The organism is Bacillus sp. T33-2 (genome assembly GCF_002860205.1).
Classification (GTDB): domain Bacteria; phylum Bacillota; class Bacilli; order Bacillales; family Cytobacillaceae; genus T33-2.
Window position 1 is genome coordinate 1 of the sequence record NZ_PGVB01000013.1, and the last position, 20,341, is coordinate 20,341.

Below are 20,341 nucleotides of genomic sequence, written 5' to 3' on the forward strand. Positions count from 1 at the left end.
CAACTTGCGAGGAAGACCGTGAGGTCTTTTGAGCAAAGGGTAGACTTTCAATTAAAGTTTAGTAAACGAATATTAATACGGCTCGGTAGCTCAGTCGGTAGAGCAAAGGACTGAAAATCCTTGTGTCGGCGGTTCGATTCCGTCCCGAGCCATCAAAAAGGGAGCATGTACTAAGGTACGTGCTCTCTTTTTTTTGTTACATAAATGTAATATTAAACCTTATTACCTATTAACCTCATTGAAATATTAAAAAATAGGTGGAACCGGCCTAAATACTAGCCAAAAGTAATAGAATATCTTTGATATAACTGGATTTTCGGACTATTTATCATCTATAGAATGAGTCGAAATATCCAATATCAATTTCCATGTAGCTGACAAAAAACGTAATAAAATGTCAGGTATTATACATTTTTGTTACATTACAAAGACCAATCATCTTTTCAATAAATGATATGGTAAAGTATAAAGGTATTGTTTTATCGAAAATATTAGTCTATTAGTACTAGCCTATAATGGGTTTCCGGATTGTGGGAGGATTATTCATGGAGAATTTGAAAAAGAAGCTGTCCAGATTTTCGGGCAAATCATCATTTCAAATGAAGCCAGTGATCAAGAAAGCGGTAATCACTGCATTTGCCGTATCCGCGTTGTCGTTTGGTGCAGGGGATGTAACACTTGCTGCTGACTCTAACTTAACTACTGTTTATTATGTATATGCAAATGATAAATTTATCGGCACTGTATCGGACAAAGCGAAAATTGAAAAGCTGGTTCAAGAAAAAATCGATGGAATGAAAGAGGAATTCAAAGATTTAAATTTGTCCCTCGATTCTGACGTGAATTTTGTACCGGAACAGGTATTTCGCTCCGCTGCTGGTGTGAACACAGATCAGGTAGCAAAAGTGCTTGATGAACAATTTAACGTACAGGCAGAGGCGGTGTCACTGGTCATTGACGGCGAAACCGTTGCCCACCTGAAAGACCCGGCTGCGGCGGAATCTGTTATCAATCAACTTAAGCTGCAATTTGTTTCCCAGGAGCAATTAACTGAAATTGAAACAAGAAAGAATAACCCTAATCTATCTTTACCACAATTACAAGAAAACGAAACTCGCATATTAGACGTAAGGCTCTCGAAAAAGGTTTCATTTTCTGAAGAAAAAATTGATCCAAAACAAGTTTTAACCATTGAAGAAGCGGTTAATCTGCTCAAAAAAGGCACTTTGGAAGAGAAAAAATACAAAGTAAAAGAAGGAGACGTGCTTGGAGGAATCGCAGACGCCCATGGCTTGCAGGTTGCCGAGCTGATCTCTTTAAATCCTGGACTCACTGAAGATACTGTTCTAAAAATAGACCAGGAAGTAAATGTAACAGTCCTGGAGCCTTTTGTTGATGTAGTAGTAGATGAAGAGATTTATCAAAAGGAAGCCATTGCCTTCCAAAAAGAAATAGTAACCGATTCTTCAATGTTTAAAGATGACACAAAGGTTCAACAGGCAGGCCAAAATGGGATAAATGGGGTAACCTATCAGGTCTCAAAGCAGAATGGAATTGTTATCCAAAAACAGGCTGTTAAATCAGATGTTCTGCAGGAGCCAGTAAAAGAAATTGTCATTAAAGGAACAAAAGTAATGCCATCAAGGGGGGAAGGGTCGTTTGTATGGCCAGCGTCCGGCGGGTATGTATCAAGCCATATGGGTTATCGCTGGGGCAGGCAGCATAAAGGGATCGATATCGCCAGACCAAGCAATTACACGATCAAAGCAGCTGATAATGGAGTTGTTGTTTCAGCCGGATGGGATGGCGGATATGGAAATAAAGTCATCATTGACCACCAAAACGGTTACCGGACAGTTTATGCCCACCTTGCTTCAATGAATGTAAGCCCGGGTCAGACGGTGCCTCGCGGATCACAAATTGGGGTTATGGGAGCGACCGGTGATTCAACAGGGGTCCACTTGCATTTTGAAGTGTATAAAAACGGAAGTCTTGTTGATCCTATTACAGTTCTCCGATAAAGGTTTAACGAATAATAAATGAAAGTCTCTAGGAAAAATCTAGAGGCTTTTTTATTATCCGTACGCTGCGCAATTGCTATAAGTGGATAAATTCCGTGAATCAGGCTTTGAAGTTGAAAAAAGCATCCAGCTTTTTGTTCTATACCACAATTATTATTTCCAGCCCGGCTATAACAGATGAATTAACTTTTATATCATGTTAAAGTAAAGATATATCATACAATTGTACACTTCCACGTTTTAGATAGAATACAAAGCATTAATTAAAGGAGAAAAGGTATGGAGAAAAAGATCCTTGTAGTGGATGACGAAAAACCAATTGCAGACATTCTGCAATTCAATTTAAAAAAAGAGGGCTACGATGTATATTGTGCCTATGATGGCAATCAGGCGATCGAAATGGTAGAAGAGATCCAGCCGGATTTAATCCTGCTGGATATTATGCTTCCTCTAAGAGATGGCATGGAAGTTTGCAGGGAAGTCCGTAAAAAATACGAAATGCCGATCATCATGCTCACAGCAAAGGATTCAGAAATTGATAAGGTGCTTGGCCTCGAACTTGGCGCTGACGACTATGTGACCAAGCCATTCAGCACGAGAGAACTGATTGCACGGGTGAAGGCAAACCTCCGCCGCCATCAGCAAATAGCTGCAGTGCCTGGTGAAGGTGAGGAGTCCAATGAGATTTCAATTGGAACCCTTACAATCCACCCGGATGCCTACGTAGTTTCAAAACGCGGTGAAACGATTGAGTTGACTCATCGGGAATTTGAACTTCTTCATTATTTAGCCAAGCATATTGGGCAAGTCATGACAAGGGAACATCTCCTGCAAACAGTTTGGGGATATGACTATTACGGCGATGTGCGTACAGTCGATGTAACCGTAAGGCGCCTTAGGGAAAAAATCGAGGATAACCCGAGCCACCCGACATGGATTGTGACGCGCAGAGGAGTAGGCTATTATTTAAGGAATTCGGATCAGGAGTAAAAATATAGAATGAAAAAGGTTGGTTTTTTTCGCTCGATACATCTTAAGTTTGTGATCATCTATGTGCTCCTTATCCTCGTTGCGATGCAGATTATCGGCGTATATTTTGTCAGAAAATTGGAAGATACACTACTATCCAACTATCAGACATCCCTCACACAACGTGTAAATATGCTTGTGTACGACATAGAAGAAGAAATGGTAAAGGAACGTGGCAAGGAAGACCCACCATTGGACGTAGCTATTCGAAAAATCCTGCAAGACTATAAAGGTTCCGATATATCGGAATTACGGGTGATTGATGGTGCAAGCTTTAAAATTATCGCATCATCTGATAACCAGTCGATTGAAGGCCAGAGGACAACTGAATTGAAAATCAAGCGCACGATTGTGCTTGAAAAGGAAGAGGGCGAAAGTCAGATTGACCCGAAAACAGGCCGCAGGGTTTGGGTCCAATTGACCCCAATTAAATCAAAAGGTGAAGTTATCGGTGCCGTTTATCTTGTCGCGAAAGTAGAAAATATATTTTCCCAAATGAAGGATATCAATAAAATCCTTGCCAGTGGTACAGCAATCGCTCTCGTGCTTACGGCGGTTCTTGGCGTTCTTTTGGCCCAGACGATCACCAGGCCGATTGCAGATATGAGGAAGCAGGCGCTTGCCATGACAAGGGGAAATTTCTCCCGTAAGGTAAAAGTGTACGGATATGATGAAATCGGGCAGCTGGCGATTACGTTTAATAACCTGACAAAGAAACTGCAGGAAGCACAGGCAACTACCGAAGGTGAAAAACGGAAATTATCATCAGTGATATCATATATGACCGATGGAGTCATTGCGACTGACCGGAAAGGCCGGGTCATCCTTATTAACGATCCTGCAGCCCAGATGTTGAATGTTTCACGTGAAACAGTCCTTTCACAGCCGATTATTTCGGTTTTAGGATTGGAAGAAGATTATACGTTCGATGATTTGCTGCAGGAAAAAGAATCGGTAATTTTGGATTATAGTTCAAAAAAGAAGCATTTCATCTTAAGGGCAAATTTCTCGGTCATTCAAAAAGACAGTGGATTTGTCAATGGTTTAATTGCAGTTCTGCATGATATTACTGAACAGGAAAAGATAGATTCGGAAAGGCGCGAATTTGTGGCGAACGTGTCTCATGAATTGCGGACTCCGCTCACAACGATGAAAAGCTATCTTGAAGCACTCGCAGAAGGGGCCTGGAAGGATGAAGACATAGCACCCAACTTTCTGCAAATTACCCAGAATGAAACTGAAAGAATGATTCGGCTTGTAAACGATTTGCTTCAGCTTTCAAAAATGGACAGCAAAGATTACCGCCTCTCGAAGGAATGGGTTGATTTCGGAGTGTTTTTCCACAGGATTATCGACCGTTTTGAACTGACAAAGAACCAGAATGTGACCTTTATCCGCAAGCTTCCAGAAGACTCCCTTTTAGTAGAAATCGATGAAGATAAAATTACTCAGATATTGGACAATATAATATCCAATGCCATGAAATATTCACCTGAAGGCGGCCGGATTACCTTTAAGATGTCTGTACATGAAGACCATATTTTGGTTAGTGTATCTGATGAAGGAGTTGGAATTCCGAAAGAAAACATTAAAAAGGTGTTTGACCGCTTTTATCGCGTTGATAAAGCAAGGACGCGAAAACTTGGCGGAACAGGGCTTGGCCTCGCGATAGCAAAAGAAATGGTGAATGCCCACGATGGGGAGATTTGGGCCGAAAGTATCGAAGGTAAAGGGACAGAAATCTTTTTCACCCTCCCATATGATCCTGTGGCGGAGGATGATTGGTCATGACATATGAAAATATTAAAACCGCACTGTTAACGGTTCTGGTAGCTTTAAGCGGAGCCCTCACATGGGGGATTTGGACTTTTCAGCCGAATCTCGAAACGATGGAAAATGCAGATACCGTGAATGAAGTCGCGTTGAGTTCGAAACAGGAATTAAAGAAAGTTGTTAAGCCCCATCAAGTCATCTACCATTACCAGGGGAATGATTATGGGACAATGAATAATAATGATTTGGACAGAGTCATCAACGAGCTGGACAAATGGAAGTTTTACGACGTAAGAAATTATTCTGACAGGATGGCCGAGTTTAATGAAAAAGTTGGCCGTGAAGGAATGGCTGAAATCATTTTTCCAGATGACATTCCAGTAGAATTGTACCAGAAAGTATTGAATTTTGATGATAAAGAGCTTCCGAGATTTGAGTTTGACCGAATCCTGATTAACGTCCACACCTCAGGCAAGCAGGAAGGGGAAGTCTATTTTCTTTCATCCAAAGCGAAGCAGGCCTATATTTGCCACGTAAACCCTGCATTTATTAATGAATTTAATAACGAAATATACCATAATGCGGATGAACTGCCCCAGTATTTCCAGCATCAGTTGAAAAATGGCAGAGTGGTCTATCTGCCTGAAGAGAAAATAGAGATGGCCCAGTATAAATACCGTACTGTTCAGCTTGATTCTGAGCAGTTAAAAAATGCTCTGTTTAAAGATCCGAGATTTGTGCAAAAAAGCTACAGTTCAGGTATAGAGGAGTACACCGACGATACAAGCAAAATGACTGTGAACACCAACATCAATATGATCGAGTATATCAATCCTCTAAGTGACAAAGAATCTGTGTCAGCGACCAGCAATGCAGTACAGAAAAGCATCGATTTTGTCAATGGCCACAGTGGATGGACCGGCTTATACAGATTTGCCGACAGGGATGATTCTGACAGGGCTGTGACCTTCCGTTTATACAGCAAGGATGGCTACCCTGTTTTTAATCCGATTGGCATGTCAGAAATCAAACAGGTTTGGGGACAGACAGAAATTAATAAGTACACCCGTCCCGGGTTCCAATTACAGCTTCAACTCGATACAGCTGAGGAAACAATCATGTCCGGCCGCGAAATCCTGGAAATGCTTGGACAACAGAAAGACATTAAACCAGAGTACCTGGATGATCTTACTCCCGGATACTACATGAGGCAGGATTCTGACAATCCTTCGCTCATCATTCTTGAGCCTGGCTGGTTCTATTCGTATAATAACCAATGGAATGAGCTTACAACGGACGGGACAGGAGGGGCGAAAAGTGGATTGGAGTAAAATCAAAACCATTTTCATCTTGACGTTTCTCCTGCTGGATATTTATCTGGTCTTTCAATTCATGAATACGAGAAACTCAGCAAAATACGAATTTATAAAAGAAGCTCCTTTAGAAGAGAAGTTGAAAAATGATGAAATCACGTATGAAGAGCTGCCAAAAGTAATTCCTAAGGAAAGGTATGTCAGTGTCAAACCCAAAGTTTTTACCGAGGACGACATTAAGGGACCGACAGGCAGCCCGTCAATCCTTGCGAATGGAACGATTCTGAGGGTTGAATTGGACAAGCCAGTAAAATTGAGCAGTAAATTTGATGAGTCCGAATTCAACAGTTCATTTGTAAAGGATGAAGTTCCTTATGGTGACCAATACCGATTCTGGGAAATAAACGAGAAGGACAAGCAAATTACGTATTTCCAGTATTACCGAAATAAAGTACTGTACAAAAATGCGAATGGCCAAATTACCTTTTATTTGAATGATAAAAATGAATTGGTATATTATGAGCAAACTTATCTGGAAGTGGTCGAAGAACTGTCTGAAAAACAGGAGGTTTTGCCTCCATTAAGGGCAATAGAAACGTTATTTAATAAAGATTTATTAAAGCCAAAAAGTGAAATTACACATATAGAGCTTGGGTATTCGACGCTTGTGCAAATCACTGGTTCACAGGTTTTGGCACCGACGTGGAGATTTGTCATTAACGGTGAAAAAAGCTTGTTTGTTAATGCATTTGAAGGCCATGTGATCCCACTTGATGATGAAGAAAAACAAGTAACGGAGTGATGATATGTCGTTGCATTTTAGTGTACTCGCGAGCGGGAGTACTGGGAATGCGGTTTATGTAGAAACGGAGGACCACTCCTTTTTGGTGGATGCCGGTTTAAGCGGCAAGCAGATGGAAGCATTATTCCAGCAAATCGGCAGGGACATGAAGGATTTATCAGGTGTCCTTGTTACCCATGAACACAGTGACCATATAAAAGGAATCGGGGTCGTAGCCCGAAAATATAAATTGCCCATCTATGCCAACGAAAAAACGTGGCGGGCGATGGACGGCCTTATAGGTGAAATTGCTACTGAGCAAAAATTCAGTTTTGACATGGAAACTGTCAAAAGTTTTGGCTCCCTTGATATCGAATCGTTCGGAGTATCACATGATGCAGCTGAACCAATGTTTTATGCTTTTCACCATGCTGGAAGGAAATTGGTGCTGATCACCGATACCGGCTATGTCAGCGACCGGATGAAAGGGATCATTTCAAATGCAGAAACTTATGTCTTTGAAAGCAACCATGATGTACAGATGCTCAGGATGGGACGGTATCCGTGGAATGTAAAACGCCGTATTTTAAGCGACGTCGGGCATGTTTCCAATGAGGATGCGGCGATTGCCATGAGTGAAGTAGCCGGTGACCGGACGAAGCAGATTTACCTGGCTCACCTTAGCCTTGACAATAATATGAAAGACCTGGCAAGAATGTCTGTAGCACAGACACTTGAAAGCAGGGGGTTGATTGTGGGTGAGCAATTCAGCCTGTATGATACAGACCCGAAAACACCCACCGCTCTTACCGCAGTTTAATCAAAACATAAAGGGAATAAAAGTTTTGCCTATGGCCATTCTTTCATTCCTTTTTTGTTATGTCCGGGATACGCGCGATTTTGCGAATATTTTTGTTCTGAAACGGTTTATTTAAAATTTTTAAGGCTACAGAGTATAATTAAGAGAGATAATGTTTGCTGATTAGTTCAACTGTATCGACAGAAAGGATGGGTATACATTGGGTTATTACGATCAAGACTATCAAAGCCGATATAAACCGCAAAAAGGGAACAGGGGCGGATTTTTTCTTGCAAGCCTGGCAGGGGCGATTGTTGGAGTTCTTTTAATCATACTTGCCATTCCAACCCTGTCTGAATATGGTGTCCTGCCTTATAAAGTGGTGCCTGACAACAGCCTTCAGTCTGCTGATGGGCAAAATCAGGATGACAACAATGATGTTATACCTGGGGAAACGAGGAATGTCTCCGTTGATGTCTCTACCGGAGTAACGAAAGCTGTAGACAAAGCCGGGGAAGCGGTTGTTGGAATTACCAATATCCGCAGCGGCGGTTCAGGTTTCTGGTTTGAAAATGACGGCGGCAGACAGGCTGCCGGAAGTGGTTCAGGTGTTATATACAAGAAAGACGGCAACAAGGCCTTTGTGGTAACCAATCACCATGTGATAGAGGATGCAACAGATCTTGAAGTAAGCTTAAAGGACGGTACAAAAATTCCGGCGGAGCTGCGCGGCAGCGATCCATGGACAGACCTTGCCGTTCTTGAAATTCCAGCGGAAAAAGTGAAAACAGTGGCTGAATTCGGGGATTCAGATAAGCTGCGGGTTGGGGAGCCTGTCATTGCCATCGGGAATCCACTCGGAGCCACATTTTCGGGGTCAGTAACACAAGGGATTATTTCCGGACTGGAACGTGCAATTCCTGTAGATATCAACCAGGATGGGGTACCTGACTGGCAGGCAGAAGTGCTTCAGACAGATGCCGCGATCAATCCGGGTAACAGCGGCGGGGCGTTAGTCAATATAGACGGGCAGCTAGTCGGCATCAACTCGATGAAGATTGCCCAGTCAGCGGTTGAAGGAATCGGTTTATCGATTCCAGTGAATTCAGCCCGCCCTATCATCAATGATTTAGAACAGTACGGTGAAGTAAAAAGGCCATACATGGGAGTGGATCTGTATTCAGTGAACGAGATCCCGGCCTATGCCCTCCAGGAAATAAAGCTGCCGAAAGACATCAATTATGGTGTGGCATTGCGGCGAGTAATGCCGAATTCGCCGGCTGATAAAGCAGGTTTGAAGGAACTGGACGTAATCGTGGAAATGGACGGGGAGCAAATTAAGGATGCAGTCGATCTGAGAAAGCATCTTTACAATAAAAAGAAGGTCGGCGACAATATGCAGATCAAGTATTACCGCGATGGGAAACTGGAAGAAACCACATTGAAGCTTTCAGGAGAAATTTTTTAAACAATTGTGGATAACCTAAACAGGAGGCTGAAAGGCTTTCCTGTTTTTTTATGTTAAAATAAGCTGTGGATAAAGTATGTTACTGGCTTTTTCGCCTGAAAATCTTTATTATACGTCGGCCGCGGGCCGGTACAGTGATATGTAAGGAGTGTGCAAAATGATTTATTGCTGCGAGGAACATGTTGAGGTTGCCTTGGATGAGGTCGTAGACGAATACGAAACAGCCCCCAAGCTAACGAGAATAGATGCTGTGGAAAACAAACGTTCCACCTGTGGATACTGTGAACAACTTGCTGTATATATTGTAGCGAACGAGTGATCCCATACAATATGTGGATATCAATGTGAATATGTGGATAACTATTGTGGATAAAGTGTTTGTAAACTGTTTGTAAGCTGTGTGTAAAGAGGGTGTTACATGTGAATATCTCCATTGTTACGGTGGGGAAGCTCAAAGAAAAATATTTAAAGCAGGGAATCGAGGAGTACACGAAAAGGCTCGGCAGCTACGCAAAGGTCGAGATAATTGAGGTTGCGGACGAAAAAGCACCAGAAGAGCTGAGCAAGGTTGAAATGGTTCAGGTAAAACAAAAAGAGGGAGAACGGATCCTGGCAAAAATCAGTGGTGATACATATATGATTGCCCTGGCAATTGACGGGAAGCTGAAGTCATCAGAGGAGCTTGCCGACACCCTTGATAAGCTAGCAACCTATGGTAAAAGCAAAGTCGCCTTTGTAGTCGGAGGCTCGCTCGGCCTTAGTGAAGAAGTCCTTAAGCGTTCCGAAGAACAGCTAAGCTTCTCAAAAATGACCTTCCCGCACCAGCTGATGCGCCTCATTTTAGTGGAGCAGATTTACCGGGCATTCAGGATCAATCGGGGGGAACCGTACCATAAGTAAATGCGGTTTTTGCTTTCTTCTCCATTCATAAGACAAACCTTGCACAATTGTGTTAAGGTTTATTTTTTTAGGGATACCGATGCTGAAAATTTATGGTGACCGCAATATTTTGCGGTGTTTTTCAAAAATTCTGCGGTTTATAACCTGAAAAAAGTCAATACAATAATATTGCTCATAACCTTTTAGCATTGATAAACGAGTATAGGAAAAATCATACGTTATAGATTACTGTCCAGACATAATTCTATTTGGAGGTGAAAATATAAAGATATAAAGACGATAAAACAATACTTTAAATTACCAGGTAATCTATATAGGCATTAAATGGAAGTAGAGAAACTAAAAAAAAGCAAAAGGGAGAGGCTGAAAATGTTAAACGAGAATAGAGCGAAACAAAGGAACAGTTTGATTATTTTCGTTATTGTTGTTCTGGTAAGCGGCTGGCTTGGCGTATGGGTTCATTCTATTCTTCCCGAACAGCCGGAAGGCAACTCTTTGGGTATGCTGCTGTGGCTAGTGTTACCATTTTTAACAGCAATACTAATAAGAGTTTTCAACCGTGATTGGAAGGACATGGGTATTAAGCCCAATTTTAGAGGTAACATTAAGTGGTATCTTGTGTCATTTGCTATCTATCCGTTAATTACAATTATAACCGTTGGCTTGGCATTGCTTTTTGGGGGGATTAAACTATCTCATATTGAAATGTCTGCGTTTTTATCACTTGTAGCTATTTCTGCTGGTGGTAATTTTATCAAAAACATATTTGAGGAGTTTACATGGCGTGGATACCTGACACCAAAACTAATGGAACTAAAGATGAATGACTGGCTTATTTATCTGATTTCTGGGCTTGTTTGGGCGTTGTGGCATGCAGCGTATTACATGGTATTTCTGCCAAATGAGTATTTTGGATCACTTTCAAGAATGGAAATGCTTTTGACAGGCTGTGTGCTTATGGTGTGTTGGACTGTTATGTATGTTGAAATATACAGGCTTACAAAATCCGTCTGGCCATGTGTGTTGATGCATGCAATTGAAGATGCGTTTCCTACTGTTTTGGTAGCAACAAGTGGAATTATTACATTTTTAAACAATGTAGACGTTTGGCTTAATCCAATTAGCGGAGTTATGGCAACTGTTTTATTTCTTGGAATAGGCCTGCTTCTTAGGTCAATAAGAATTAAAAAACAGGCCAATATTAAGGATTTCAGCAATCAACCGTTTACAATATAAAATTTGTCACTTTACTACTTCCACTAATAAATAACTTCATTTAAATACACTAGAACGAACCTTACCATAAGTAGAGGCGTTTTTTAAATAGTTTTATTTAAAAGTATTTATCAAGGTAATCAGTTGCTAAAACATGTAGAAGATAAAATCAAACAAAAAAATAGTGTATATGAAAAAATGGAGATAAAACAACGTTCTTAAACGATTGCATCATCCCCATTTTGTTGGGACTATTGTCGAGTATCCAAAATTTATGTTGTAAATTTTGGAAAAAATTTAATTTAATATAAGCCGTCCATGTAGTACTCTAAAACAGTAAACAAGTTTTGTATGGTTATTACCGAATTAAAGGAGGAACGTGGATGAAAAAACGGCTTTATTCTGCACTGTTGGCTGGGCTGGCCGCTGTTTTACTCTTTTCTTTAATGGGATTCAGCACGCAAGCAAAAGGCAAGCACAGCTTTAACCTAAATCTGATCAATTTAGAAAGTGGAGGGATTGGAGTTCCATTAGGGATGGCTAATGAACAATTTCCTGGGCTTTACCATCAGCCAACTGATGGGATTATCGCTGGTAATGGAGGCATAGGGTTTGGCTGTGTGCCCGATGTACATGAGTTTAACAAAAGTACTGCGGGAGAACATATTGTCTTTACGGCTGGGGTTAAAGAATTTGCTACCCATGCAGCTGCCGCTAAATTTCTGGATTATTTCTCAATTTATGTAGAAATTAGGAGCAATGGGAAAAAAGTTTTAGAGTTACCTTTCCAATATCATGTTAACCACGAAACGGGGGAAGTCGCAGTAGACCCTAATACAGGCAAACCTTTTTGGGTAAGCGCTCTCTATTTTAAAAATGCGTATCCTGGAGCCACGGTGATAGATCTTCCGACAGGTGAATACAACTATAAATTTAAAGCAATATCAAAAGGTATTAAGGGCCATGGTAAAAAGGGCTACGTTCTGGATGTCTGGGCGCCTAAAAATAATAAGTTTACCATCGTAGAATAACAAGTTAATCAAGAAAGGAATGAGGAGCATGTTATGGCTCCTCGTTCTTTATATCGGCATTAATCATTTGAAAAGGAGCAAATATATGGGGAAAACCTATAAAAAAAATAAATTTAATATAATAACAGCATTGATTCTCCTTTTTATAATTACTGGCTGCAGCAATACTACTCTGTCAAAAGAAACAGCAGTAAAAGCAGACAATAATAGTAGTAAAGACAATAATGAAAGTGAACAATCAGAGAAAGATAGGGAACCTGTTTTCCCTGGTGAAATTACCCTTTCCACTGCCAAAGGTGAGGTAGGGACGCCTGTCCACTTTTCAATTAAGGGGCTTCAATCGAATACAGAAACAAAATTAGAGTGGAAAACGGTAGAGGGGAAATTCGATCTAAATGGATTGTATGAATTCACTGGCGTCTTGTTTAAGGACAAAGTTGTTCCATTAACTAATGGGAAAAGTGATGCAAAAGGAATACTGGAAGGAGATTTTGCTATTCCAAGCGGATTTGGTGGAAACCATACCATTTATGTCAAACAAGGTAATAAATTAATGACACAAGCCAACATCCATGTTAACCCAACATTTAAAATGTCACCTGAATCCGGTCCGATTGGTACAGAAATCACTATTACTGCTGATGGAATTGGTTATGAAGATATGGAACGAAACTGGCAGCTAACTTATGATAACAAGTTTACAGGTCTTCTAACGGCTATTGCCACAGATGGGAAAGCTGTTGCCAAAATTCGGGCTGCAGGCCCAGTTGGAAAGCATACCTTGACAATCTGGCATGGATATTTAGGAATGGCTTATATCAATCATGAACAAGCACCAACCTCCTATTTGCCTGTTCCCTCCTTTACATTTGAAGTTACCGAAGGAACAGTTGATAAGAATCAATGGGTCGAAGCCATTCCAACAGCTGCTGACGGTGGTGTAGTCATGCCTGAACTAAAGAATGAGTCTGGTGTAACAGTAAGTTTAGATAAGGATTCAGGTGTTGTAGGGGAACAAGTTACAATGAAAGCTCATGGACTGCCTAAAAATCAAAAAGTTGAAGTAATCTTTAATACAATGAGAGGAAGCCGTGTTTCTGGAAATGGCTTCGGAGAAAAGCAATTAAACCTATTTTCTAGTGAAACGGATAGTAAAGGCTCATTTACGAAAGCATTTCCCGTACCAGATGATCTGGGTGGGATCCCACACCGGATCGACCTAAAAATGAATGGAAAGATTTATGGACAGACATATATAAGTATTACACCATCCATTGTGAAAGTTACGCCAACATCCGGCCCTCCCGGAACTCCTATCCAGATTGAATTAAAAGGGGTTGGATGGACTGAATACGATAACACCTATAATATTACCTACGATAATGGGTATGTTGGTTATGTTTGTGGATTTAATACTGCAGGTACAGTGATTGTCAATATGATCGCCTCTGGAGAGCCTGGATACCACATTATCGACTTTTACCCCGGAATTTATAGAGGAAAACAGCAGAAACCTGATATCTATCTTGCACCGCAGCTGACATATGGAGATGACCACCCAGGCAGTGCAATCCCTGCCATACGGTTAGGCTTTGAAGTCGTTAAACCATGACCCTCTGAAAAATAAAGGCATCGTTAAAATAATGAAGGCACCTTTTTTAGGGGCCTTTATTTTAGTTAATAACATGGGCGAAGGAATAATATTAAGAAAAGAATGTAAAAGTATCCCATTCCTGTTCCATTACGTTTAAAAGTAGAACGGTGTACCAAGATGTTTAACTTCCTCTTCTGATTAGTATAAATCTAGATTAATATTAATTCTAATTAGTGCAACCCTTTTTACTGTAAAAATATTCTGATAAGAGGTAAGATAGGGTTGATTAATTTTAAGGAGGTTTTCATTTTGGCAGAGAACAAAGATATCAATGCTTCAAATGGACAAGACGTAAAACGTGACACGTTGACTACGCGGCAGGGCCATCCTGTGACGGATAACCAGAACATCCGTACCATTGGTAATCGCGGTCCGGCCACACTTGAGAACTACCACTTTATTGAAAAAATTTCCCATTTTGACCGGGAAGAGGTTCCGGAGCGTGTCGTACACGCAAGAGGAGCTGGAGCATTCGGGTATTTTGAAACGTACGGAAAAGTCGGGGATGAACCGGTAGAGAAGTACACCCGCGCGAAAGTATTTTCGGGTTCCGGGAAGAGAACACCGTTAATGGTTCGTTTCTCCACCGTAGCAGGGGCGAAGGATTCACCGGAAACAGCAAGAGACCCGCGCGGCTTTGCGGTAAAAATGTATACGGAAGATGGCAACTGGGATCTCGTTGGGAACAATCTTAAAATTTTCTTTATCCGTGACGCGATGAAGTTCCCTGACATGATCCACGCATTTAAAGTCGATCCGGCTTCGAACGTGCCAAATCCTCAGGGGATGTTTGACTTCGTTTCGCGCTCTCCTGAGGCAACGCATATGATTACATTCCTGTTCTCTCCATGGGGTATTCCAGCTACATACCGCCACATGCAGGGTTCAGGTGTAAATACTTATAAATGGGTGAATGACAAAGGCGAGGCAGTGCTCGTGAAGTATCACTGGGAGCCGAAGCAAGGAATCCGCAACCTTACACAAGAAGAAGCAGACGCCATTCAGGCGAAGAATGTCAGTCATGCCACACAGGATTTATATGAAGCGATTGAGCGCGGAGAATATCCGGAATGGGAGTTATTTGTGCAGATCATGGAGGATGATTACCATCCTGAGCTCGATTTTGATCCGCTTGATGATACCAAACTCTGGCCGGAGGATAAGTTCCCATGGCTGCCGGTCGGCCGCATGGTCCTTGACCGCAATCCAGTGGATTACCATGCTGAGATTGAGCAAGCCGCCTTTGGTACAGGGGTTCTTGTCGATGGAATGGATTTCTCGGATGACAAAATGCTGCAGGGCCGCACCTTCTCTTATTCAGATACGCAGCGCTATCGTGTAGGTGCGAACTATTTGAAGTTGCCTGTGAATGCGCCGAAAGTGCCTGTCCGCACGAACCAGCACCGTGGCCAAATGGACATACGCGACCCTAAGGAGTCAGGGGAAAATCCACATATCAATTATGAGCCATCGATGATCGGCGGCTATCAGGAAGCGAGCAAGGAAGAGCGTCCACAGCATCGCCCAACATATACTGCAGCGGCAATGAGCGCACAGATTGACCGTCCCAACAACTACGGCCAGGCGGGTGAAACGTACCGCAGCTTTGAAGACTGGGAGCGCGATGAATTGATCAAAAACCTTTCCGCAGCGCTTGTGGTATGCGACAAACGCATTCAGGAAGCCATGATTGAACATTTCACACAAGCCGATGAAGACTATGGCCGCCGTGTGCAAGAAGGCATCGAAATGAAAATGAAAGAAATTCAAGAAATGGCGAATGAAAACAATGTTCCAGGCCGTGAATCCGGCAAATCGAAATTCGGCCAGGGTTCACTGGATGCGAACGAAGCAACAAAACAGGCTGTGGAGAAAAGCCACGAAGCTGATCCTTATTAATCAATGAGGTAAGTATTGCAGGAGGCTGTCCAGAATGTCAGTGAAAACTGACTGACTGGCAGCCTTTTTTGCTTTTTCCGCATAAAGTGATTTCTAATTTCACTACATACTATGAGTTATAAGCGGGCGTCATTTTTTTGTGGAAGGGTATAATATATAGGCAGACATATGTTTTTATTAGAAAACAATGATAAATAGGAAACTATTGTTATGTATAAAAGACAAAAGAGGAAAAGGAGACACGATGAAAAACGAAAAGATTGAAACAGGATGGAACTTAGATACTAGCTACGCCCGGCTTCCGGAACTGTTTTTTACCATTCAAAAACCAACTCCTGTAAATTCACCTAAATTTGTAGTTCTAAATGAACCACTGGCAACATCCCTGGGGTTGAAAGCCGAGTCGCTAAGAAGTGAAGATGGTGCAGAGATATTTGCAGGAAACCGGCTTCCTGATGGCGCTACGCCTCTTGCCCAAGCATATGCGGGGCATCAATTCGGGCACTTTACAATGTTAGGGGACGGACGGGCTATTCTGCTGGGTGAACAGATCACCCCTGATGGTGAGCGGTTTGATATCCAGCTCAAGGGTGTGGGCAGAACGCCTTACTCCCGCGGTGGTGATGGCCGGGCTGCACTTGGCCCGATGCTGCGCGAGTACATCATCAGTGAAGCAATGCACGGGCTGGGTATCCCCACCACCCGCAGTCTTGCCGTGGTCTCAACAGGTGAGCCGGTTATCCGTGAAACCGAACTTCCTGGTGCCATTCTGGCCCGTGTGGCTGCCAGCCATCTGCGCGTCGGCACCTTTCAATATGCTGCAAGGTGGGGGACGGCTGAAGAACTCCGGTCGCTTGCTGACTATGCGATAAAGCGCCATTTTCCTTATATAGAAGGTGACGAAAACAGGTACCTTTCGCTGTTAAAGGAAGTAATCAAGCGCCAGGCTGCGCTCATTGCAAAATGGCAGCTCGTTGGCTTTATCCACGGGGTGATGAATACCGACAACATGACCATCAGCGGGGAAACCATAGATTACGGCCCTTGTGCGTTCATGGACACCTATGACCCGGCAACAGTATTCAGTTCCATTGACAGGGAAGGGCGCTATGCGTATGCTAATCAGCCTTATATCGGCGGATGGAATCTCGCGCGCTTTGCGGAAAGCCTTTTGCAGCTGCTGCATGAAAATCAGGAGCAAGCTGTGGAATTGGCCCAGGATACTGTTACAGGATTTACGGAGCTGTATAAGTCCAATTGGCTATCAGGCATGAGGGCTAAACTGGGGCTATTCAATGAAGAAGAACAGGATGAAGCCTTAATCGCGGACCTGCTCGGCATGATGCACAAGCATCGTGCGGACTACACAAATACTTTCCGTGCATTAACTTTAGACAGGCACGAGGATACAGTCCTATTTGGGACACCGGAATTTACCCAGTGGCATGAACAGTGGCAGTCGAGGCTCGGCAGGCAGGAGGAATCAAAGGAGTCCTCGAGCCAGTTGATGCGCGACAGTAATCCCTCGGTAATCCCGCGGAACCACCTGGTAGAAGAAGCACTTGAAGCGGCTGTAGAGCAGGGGGACTACAGCGTGATGGAAAGGCTTGTTGATGTTCTTTCAGACCCATACGCATATTCTCCCGAACAGTGCGAATATGCTACACTGCCAGCAGAAACAACCCGTCCTTACCGCACCTTTTGCGGTACCTGATATAGGACAAACTAATGGTTAGAAGAACTGTTACTTTTTAAACAAAATAGAGCATGTATTTTGGTGTAAGTTTTGAATGAAAGAACGATACCTAGTGTTTGTATCGGAAACCAACTTTATCAAGAGCCTTTTCAGAGCATAAGTTCTAAAAAGGTTTTTTTAATCTTTCATAATAGCATGAATAATCTTGAGGAAATACCAATAAATTGGCAGTTTGAATATCTAAAATCTGTATACAAAAATGTTTGCACGTCTACCATTTTGCAAACTTCTCTGTATACAAAAATGTTCACATGTATACAGTGCTGTTTACAATCAATAAGGACACGATGTATACATATTTGTAATCAATGTTTACACTATCGTTTACAAAAAACTGAATAGTTACAATATGTTTACAGCTTTACAATTTAGTGTTTTTTAGGCAGGTATCATTGAAGAATATAGTAATCCCCTTTAACCTTAAAATAAAGAAATTGGATTATGCATAATTACTTTTAACACTCGACTAAACGAAAAGGGATGGAAATATCTATGTCTAAATCAAGAATTGCAGCTATTGATGTTGGAAATGATTCGATTAAGGCGATTTTTGGGGACGCAGAGTACGAACTAAACGTTCCCAACATTGTCGCAAGGGATACGGAAGATCGTCCAGTTATCGGAATAGAAGAATTAGATAATAAGAATCCGCTAGAAGGAATTCATATTAAGGTGCATTCCCCAGCATTGAAAGAGAATAATGTTATTTATCGCGTGGGTGTTTTAGCAACAAAGAGTAACAATGCGACAGAACTCGATCCAGGCAGCAGTAAATCTGAAGAAGACCAAACATTAGTCATGCTTTTTGCTACATTAGCTTTAGATGCGGTTAGGGCAGAAAATAAGAGTGTTTTCCAACGAACCAAAAATGTGATTGATGGAAGATATACACTGGGAACAGGTCTGCCTCTTCGCGAAGTTAAGGAGGGTAAGGATGCTGGTTATCGCTCTAGACTAATTGGCTCTGTCCACCAAGTTGAATTTCTGGTAACCCCAAAATATCAAGGATTAAAAGTAAATATAAAGTTTGATGAAGTAAAGGTCTATCCTGAGGGCTTTGCTGCCTACATTAACCTTGTGATGGATAACAATCTAAAAATTATTAATAAGGATTTAATTGATAAGAAGATATTAATCCAAGATATTGGAGGACTATCAACAGATATTGCGGTTATCAGGAATCGAAATGTCGATGATGATAAGGCACAAGGATTTAATCTTGGTGTATCGGAATCATTAGAAGCCATAAGAGAAGAAATTAGAACCAAACATGGTGTGGAATTAGACAGTCGCAGAGATGTTGTTGAAATCATTACGAAGAAAAATGATCGAAATCATATAATGGTTAAAGGCAGCCGGACAAGTGTTCATGATATTATCGATCGTATTCTTCTTGATTTAGCGAAGAAGCAATATCGGTTATTACGTAATATATGGCAGAAAAACTCCCAGACAGAAATTTGCTATTTTGTAGGCGGCGGAGCCAATGTTTTAAAGGATTATATTAAAACATTAAATAATAATTTAGATGGTTACAATATCGATTTCTTTGAAGATGAAAAAGAAAGTGTTTGGATGATGGCGAATGCTTATTATAAGTTAATTACCGACTTTGTAAGAAAAACAGAGAAGGAAAAAATGGTTAAAGAGCCCATTAAGAACTAAGGTGATCCCATGAAAAAACCCAAAGCGGGTGAAGTTAAGAGGGGGCAAACGATTTCTTTTCGAGTCCCTTCTGACACACCTGACCATGTACTAAAGCATTTGCAAAGGTTAAAGGAAACGGAAAGGAGAAATTTCTCAAGCAAAATTGCTGATTTTGTGATGCAAGGAGTCGGGAATTCCTATGCAAGAGAAAGGGAAACGATAACAATCCCGCTTCCCCATAAATTAAGTAAATCACAGCGAGATTGGTTGAAGCATGAACATTCTGAGGCATTGATAGGCAATATAATTTATCAATTATTATCTGACCCAGTTCGTTCTACTATTTTACTCGCTTCATTTAATAGTAACACTTTGGATATCGACGAGGCATTATACTTGCAAGAAGAGATAGCAATCAATGACAATATGGTTGCAACTGTACAGGGTAATAGCGATTTTTCTGAAGACGGGACATCATTAGCTGCTGAATTAGATGCAATGGATGATGACTTAAGTAATTTGGACTGGGATGAGGCAAAAGAAAAACAGCCACGAATCCTAGAAGAAGCAAATGAAGAAATAGAAAATGATCTAGAAGACCTCCTGGGGGATTTTCTTGCTAAAATGAATAAATAGATCATTTTAAACAGCGAAGAAGCGAAAAGATTTTGTCCTTGAATCCCGACGCTCAAGGATACTTTTTCCATTATAGCAACGGGTTTAGTCCGTGAAATCCCCGCCGAGGAAAGAAATAGAAGTCTTCATTCAGTCATGCCAGGTTGACAGATTCAATATGATATTGTAGTGTATATAACATAATTTAATAGAACCTCACTTTTAACAGTGAGGTAGAGGCGCGATGTTTAACAGTCTTTGGCGGAGTTTGAGAAGCCATGATGCTAAAGAGAAGGAAATGTCGCCGAAGTGGGTAATACTTCTCTGTTTTGCTTGCTGGGTCTGCAGTTAATAGCTGCAGGACTGTCTCAATAAATTACCCGGTTTATTGAGTTGTGCTATCTCATTTGGGAAAAGAGAGGGATTTAGGGGCAACTATA

16 protein-coding genes, 1 tRNA gene and 1 riboswitch are annotated in these 20,341 nt (G+C 41.6%); all 17 genes read left to right on the plus strand.

Annotation, left to right across the window (positions count from 1 at the left end):
* Window positions 1–79: 79 nt before the first annotated feature.
* The 17 genes from CVD19_RS10790 to CVD19_RS10870 all read left to right on the plus strand — a co-directional run bounded on the left by CVD19_RS10790 (window position 80) and on the right by CVD19_RS10870 (window position 19,922).
* A tRNA-Phe gene (locus CVD19_RS10790) sits at window positions 80–152 on the plus strand.
* Between the two features lie 393 nt (window positions 153–545).
* Window positions 546–2,021 (plus strand): M23 family metallopeptidase, encoded by a 1,476-nt coding sequence (locus CVD19_RS10795; RefSeq protein WP_101581876.1) that lies wholly within the window; start codon window positions 546–548, stop codon window positions 2,019–2,021.
* A gap of 279 nt (window positions 2,022–2,300) precedes the next feature.
* A complete protein-coding gene (gene yycF, locus CVD19_RS10800) occupies window positions 2,301–3,011 on the plus strand; it encodes a response regulator YycF (RefSeq protein ID WP_101581877.1) in 711 nt (236 codons plus the stop codon).
* A gap of 9 nt (window positions 3,012–3,020) precedes the next feature.
* Window positions 3,021–4,841 (plus strand): cell wall metabolism sensor histidine kinase WalK, encoded by a 1,821-nt coding sequence (walK, locus tag CVD19_RS10805; RefSeq protein WP_101581878.1) that lies wholly within the window; start codon window positions 3,021–3,023, stop codon window positions 4,839–4,841.
* On the plus strand, window positions 4,838–6,154 hold the full coding sequence (locus CVD19_RS10810) for a YycH family regulatory protein (RefSeq protein ID WP_101581879.1): 1,317 nt from the start codon (window positions 4,838–4,840) through the stop codon (window positions 6,152–6,154). Before walK ends, CVD19_RS10810 begins: the two co-directional genes overlap by 4 nt.
* The gene (locus CVD19_RS10815) at window positions 6,141–6,938 is read left to right on the plus strand and encodes a two-component system regulatory protein YycI (RefSeq protein WP_101581880.1); all 798 of its coding nucleotides are present in this window, start codon (window positions 6,141–6,143) and stop codon (window positions 6,936–6,938) included. The genes CVD19_RS10810 and CVD19_RS10815 overlap by 14 nt, the downstream gene beginning before the upstream one ends.
* Window positions 6,939–6,942: 4 nt before the next feature.
* Window positions 6,943–7,737 carry an MBL fold metallo-hydrolase gene (locus tag CVD19_RS10820; protein WP_101581881.1) on the plus strand — a complete coding sequence of 265 codons (795 nt, stop codon included), beginning with the start codon at window positions 6,943–6,945 and terminating at the stop codon, window positions 7,735–7,737.
* A gap of 199 nt (window positions 7,738–7,936) precedes the next feature.
* Window positions 7,937–9,184 carry a S1C family serine protease gene (locus CVD19_RS10825; protein ID WP_101581882.1) on the plus strand — a complete coding sequence of 416 codons (1,248 nt, stop codon included), beginning with the start codon at window positions 7,937–7,939 and terminating at the stop codon, window positions 9,182–9,184.
* A gap of 157 nt (window positions 9,185–9,341) precedes the next feature.
* A complete protein-coding gene (locus tag CVD19_RS10830) occupies window positions 9,342–9,503 on the plus strand; it encodes a CxxH/CxxC protein (protein ID WP_101581883.1) in 162 nt (53 codons plus the stop codon).
* Window positions 9,504–9,604: 101 nt separating this feature from the next.
* Window positions 9,605–10,084 carry a 23S rRNA (pseudouridine(1915)-N(3))-methyltransferase RlmH gene (gene rlmH, locus CVD19_RS10835; protein WP_101581884.1) on the plus strand — a complete coding sequence of 160 codons (480 nt, stop codon included), beginning with the start codon at window positions 9,605–9,607 and terminating at the stop codon, window positions 10,082–10,084.
* Window positions 10,085–10,453: 369 nt separating this feature from the next.
* On the plus strand, window positions 10,454–11,320 hold the full coding sequence (locus CVD19_RS10840) for a CPBP family glutamic-type intramembrane protease (protein ID WP_101581885.1): 867 nt from the start codon (window positions 10,454–10,456) through the stop codon (window positions 11,318–11,320).
* Between the two features lie 362 nt (window positions 11,321–11,682).
* Entirely contained in the window at window positions 11,683–12,330 is a 648-nt protein-coding gene (locus CVD19_RS10845) for a hypothetical protein (protein WP_101581886.1), read from the plus strand.
* A gap of 85 nt (window positions 12,331–12,415) precedes the next feature.
* Window positions 12,416–13,942: a hypothetical protein gene (locus CVD19_RS10850; protein ID WP_142383518.1), complete on the plus strand. Its 1,527-nt coding sequence runs from the start codon at window positions 12,416–12,418 to the stop codon at window positions 13,940–13,942.
* A 291-nt stretch (window positions 13,943–14,233) separates the two neighbouring features.
* Complete coding sequence (locus tag CVD19_RS10855) at window positions 14,234–15,883, plus strand: catalase (RefSeq protein WP_101581888.1); 1,650 nt, start codon at window positions 14,234–14,236, stop codon at window positions 15,881–15,883.
* A 244-nt stretch (window positions 15,884–16,127) separates the two neighbouring features.
* Window positions 16,128–17,597 carry a protein adenylyltransferase SelO gene (locus CVD19_RS10860; protein WP_101581889.1) on the plus strand — a complete coding sequence of 490 codons (1,470 nt, stop codon included), beginning with the start codon at window positions 16,128–16,130 and terminating at the stop codon, window positions 17,595–17,597.
* 534 nt (window positions 17,598–18,131) lie between these two features.
* Window positions 18,132–19,304, plus strand: coding sequence for a ParM/StbA family protein (locus CVD19_RS10865; protein ID WP_101581890.1), 1,173 nt, complete (start codon window positions 18,132–18,134; stop codon window positions 19,302–19,304).
* Window positions 19,305–19,313: 9 nt separating this feature from the next.
* Window positions 19,314–19,922 carry a hypothetical protein gene (locus CVD19_RS10870; protein ID WP_101581891.1) on the plus strand — a complete coding sequence of 203 codons (609 nt, stop codon included), beginning with the start codon at window positions 19,314–19,316 and terminating at the stop codon, window positions 19,920–19,922.
* Window positions 19,923–20,127: 205 nt separating this feature from the next.
* A riboswitch (Lysine riboswitch) is annotated at window positions 20,128–20,310 on the plus strand.
* The last annotated feature ends 31 nt before the right edge of the window (window positions 20,311–20,341 follow it).

Coding starts and splice junctions, on each gene's coding strand:
- CVD19_RS10795 (WP_101581876.1), top strand. CDS start 546: ATGGAGAATTTGAAAAAGAAGCTGTCCAGATTTTCGGGCAAATCATCA.
- yycF (WP_101581877.1), top strand. CDS start 2,301: ATGGAGAAAAAGATCCTTGTAGTGGATGACGAAAAACCAATTGCAGAC.
- walK (WP_101581878.1), top strand. CDS start 3,021: ATGAAAAAGGTTGGTTTTTTTCGCTCGATACATCTTAAGTTTGTGATC.
- CVD19_RS10810 (WP_101581879.1), top strand. CDS start 4,838: ATGACATATGAAAATATTAAAACCGCACTGTTAACGGTTCTGGTAGCT.
- CVD19_RS10820 (WP_101581881.1), top strand. CDS start 6,943: ATGTCGTTGCATTTTAGTGTACTCGCGAGCGGGAGTACTGGGAATGCG.
- CVD19_RS10830 (WP_101581883.1), top strand. CDS start 9,342: ATGATTTATTGCTGCGAGGAACATGTTGAGGTTGCCTTGGATGAGGTC.
- CVD19_RS10840 (WP_101581885.1), top strand. CDS start 10,454: ATGTTAAACGAGAATAGAGCGAAACAAAGGAACAGTTTGATTATTTTC.
- CVD19_RS10845 (WP_101581886.1), top strand. CDS start 11,683: ATGAAAAAACGGCTTTATTCTGCACTGTTGGCTGGGCTGGCCGCTGTT.
- CVD19_RS10850 (WP_142383518.1), top strand. CDS start 12,416: ATGGGGAAAACCTATAAAAAAAATAAATTTAATATAATAACAGCATTG.
- CVD19_RS10860 (WP_101581889.1), top strand. CDS start 16,128: ATGAAAAACGAAAAGATTGAAACAGGATGGAACTTAGATACTAGCTAC.
- CVD19_RS10865 (WP_101581890.1), top strand. CDS start 18,132: ATGTCTAAATCAAGAATTGCAGCTATTGATGTTGGAAATGATTCGATT.
- CVD19_RS10870 (WP_101581891.1), top strand. CDS start 19,314: ATGAAAAAACCCAAAGCGGGTGAAGTTAAGAGGGGGCAAACGATTTCT.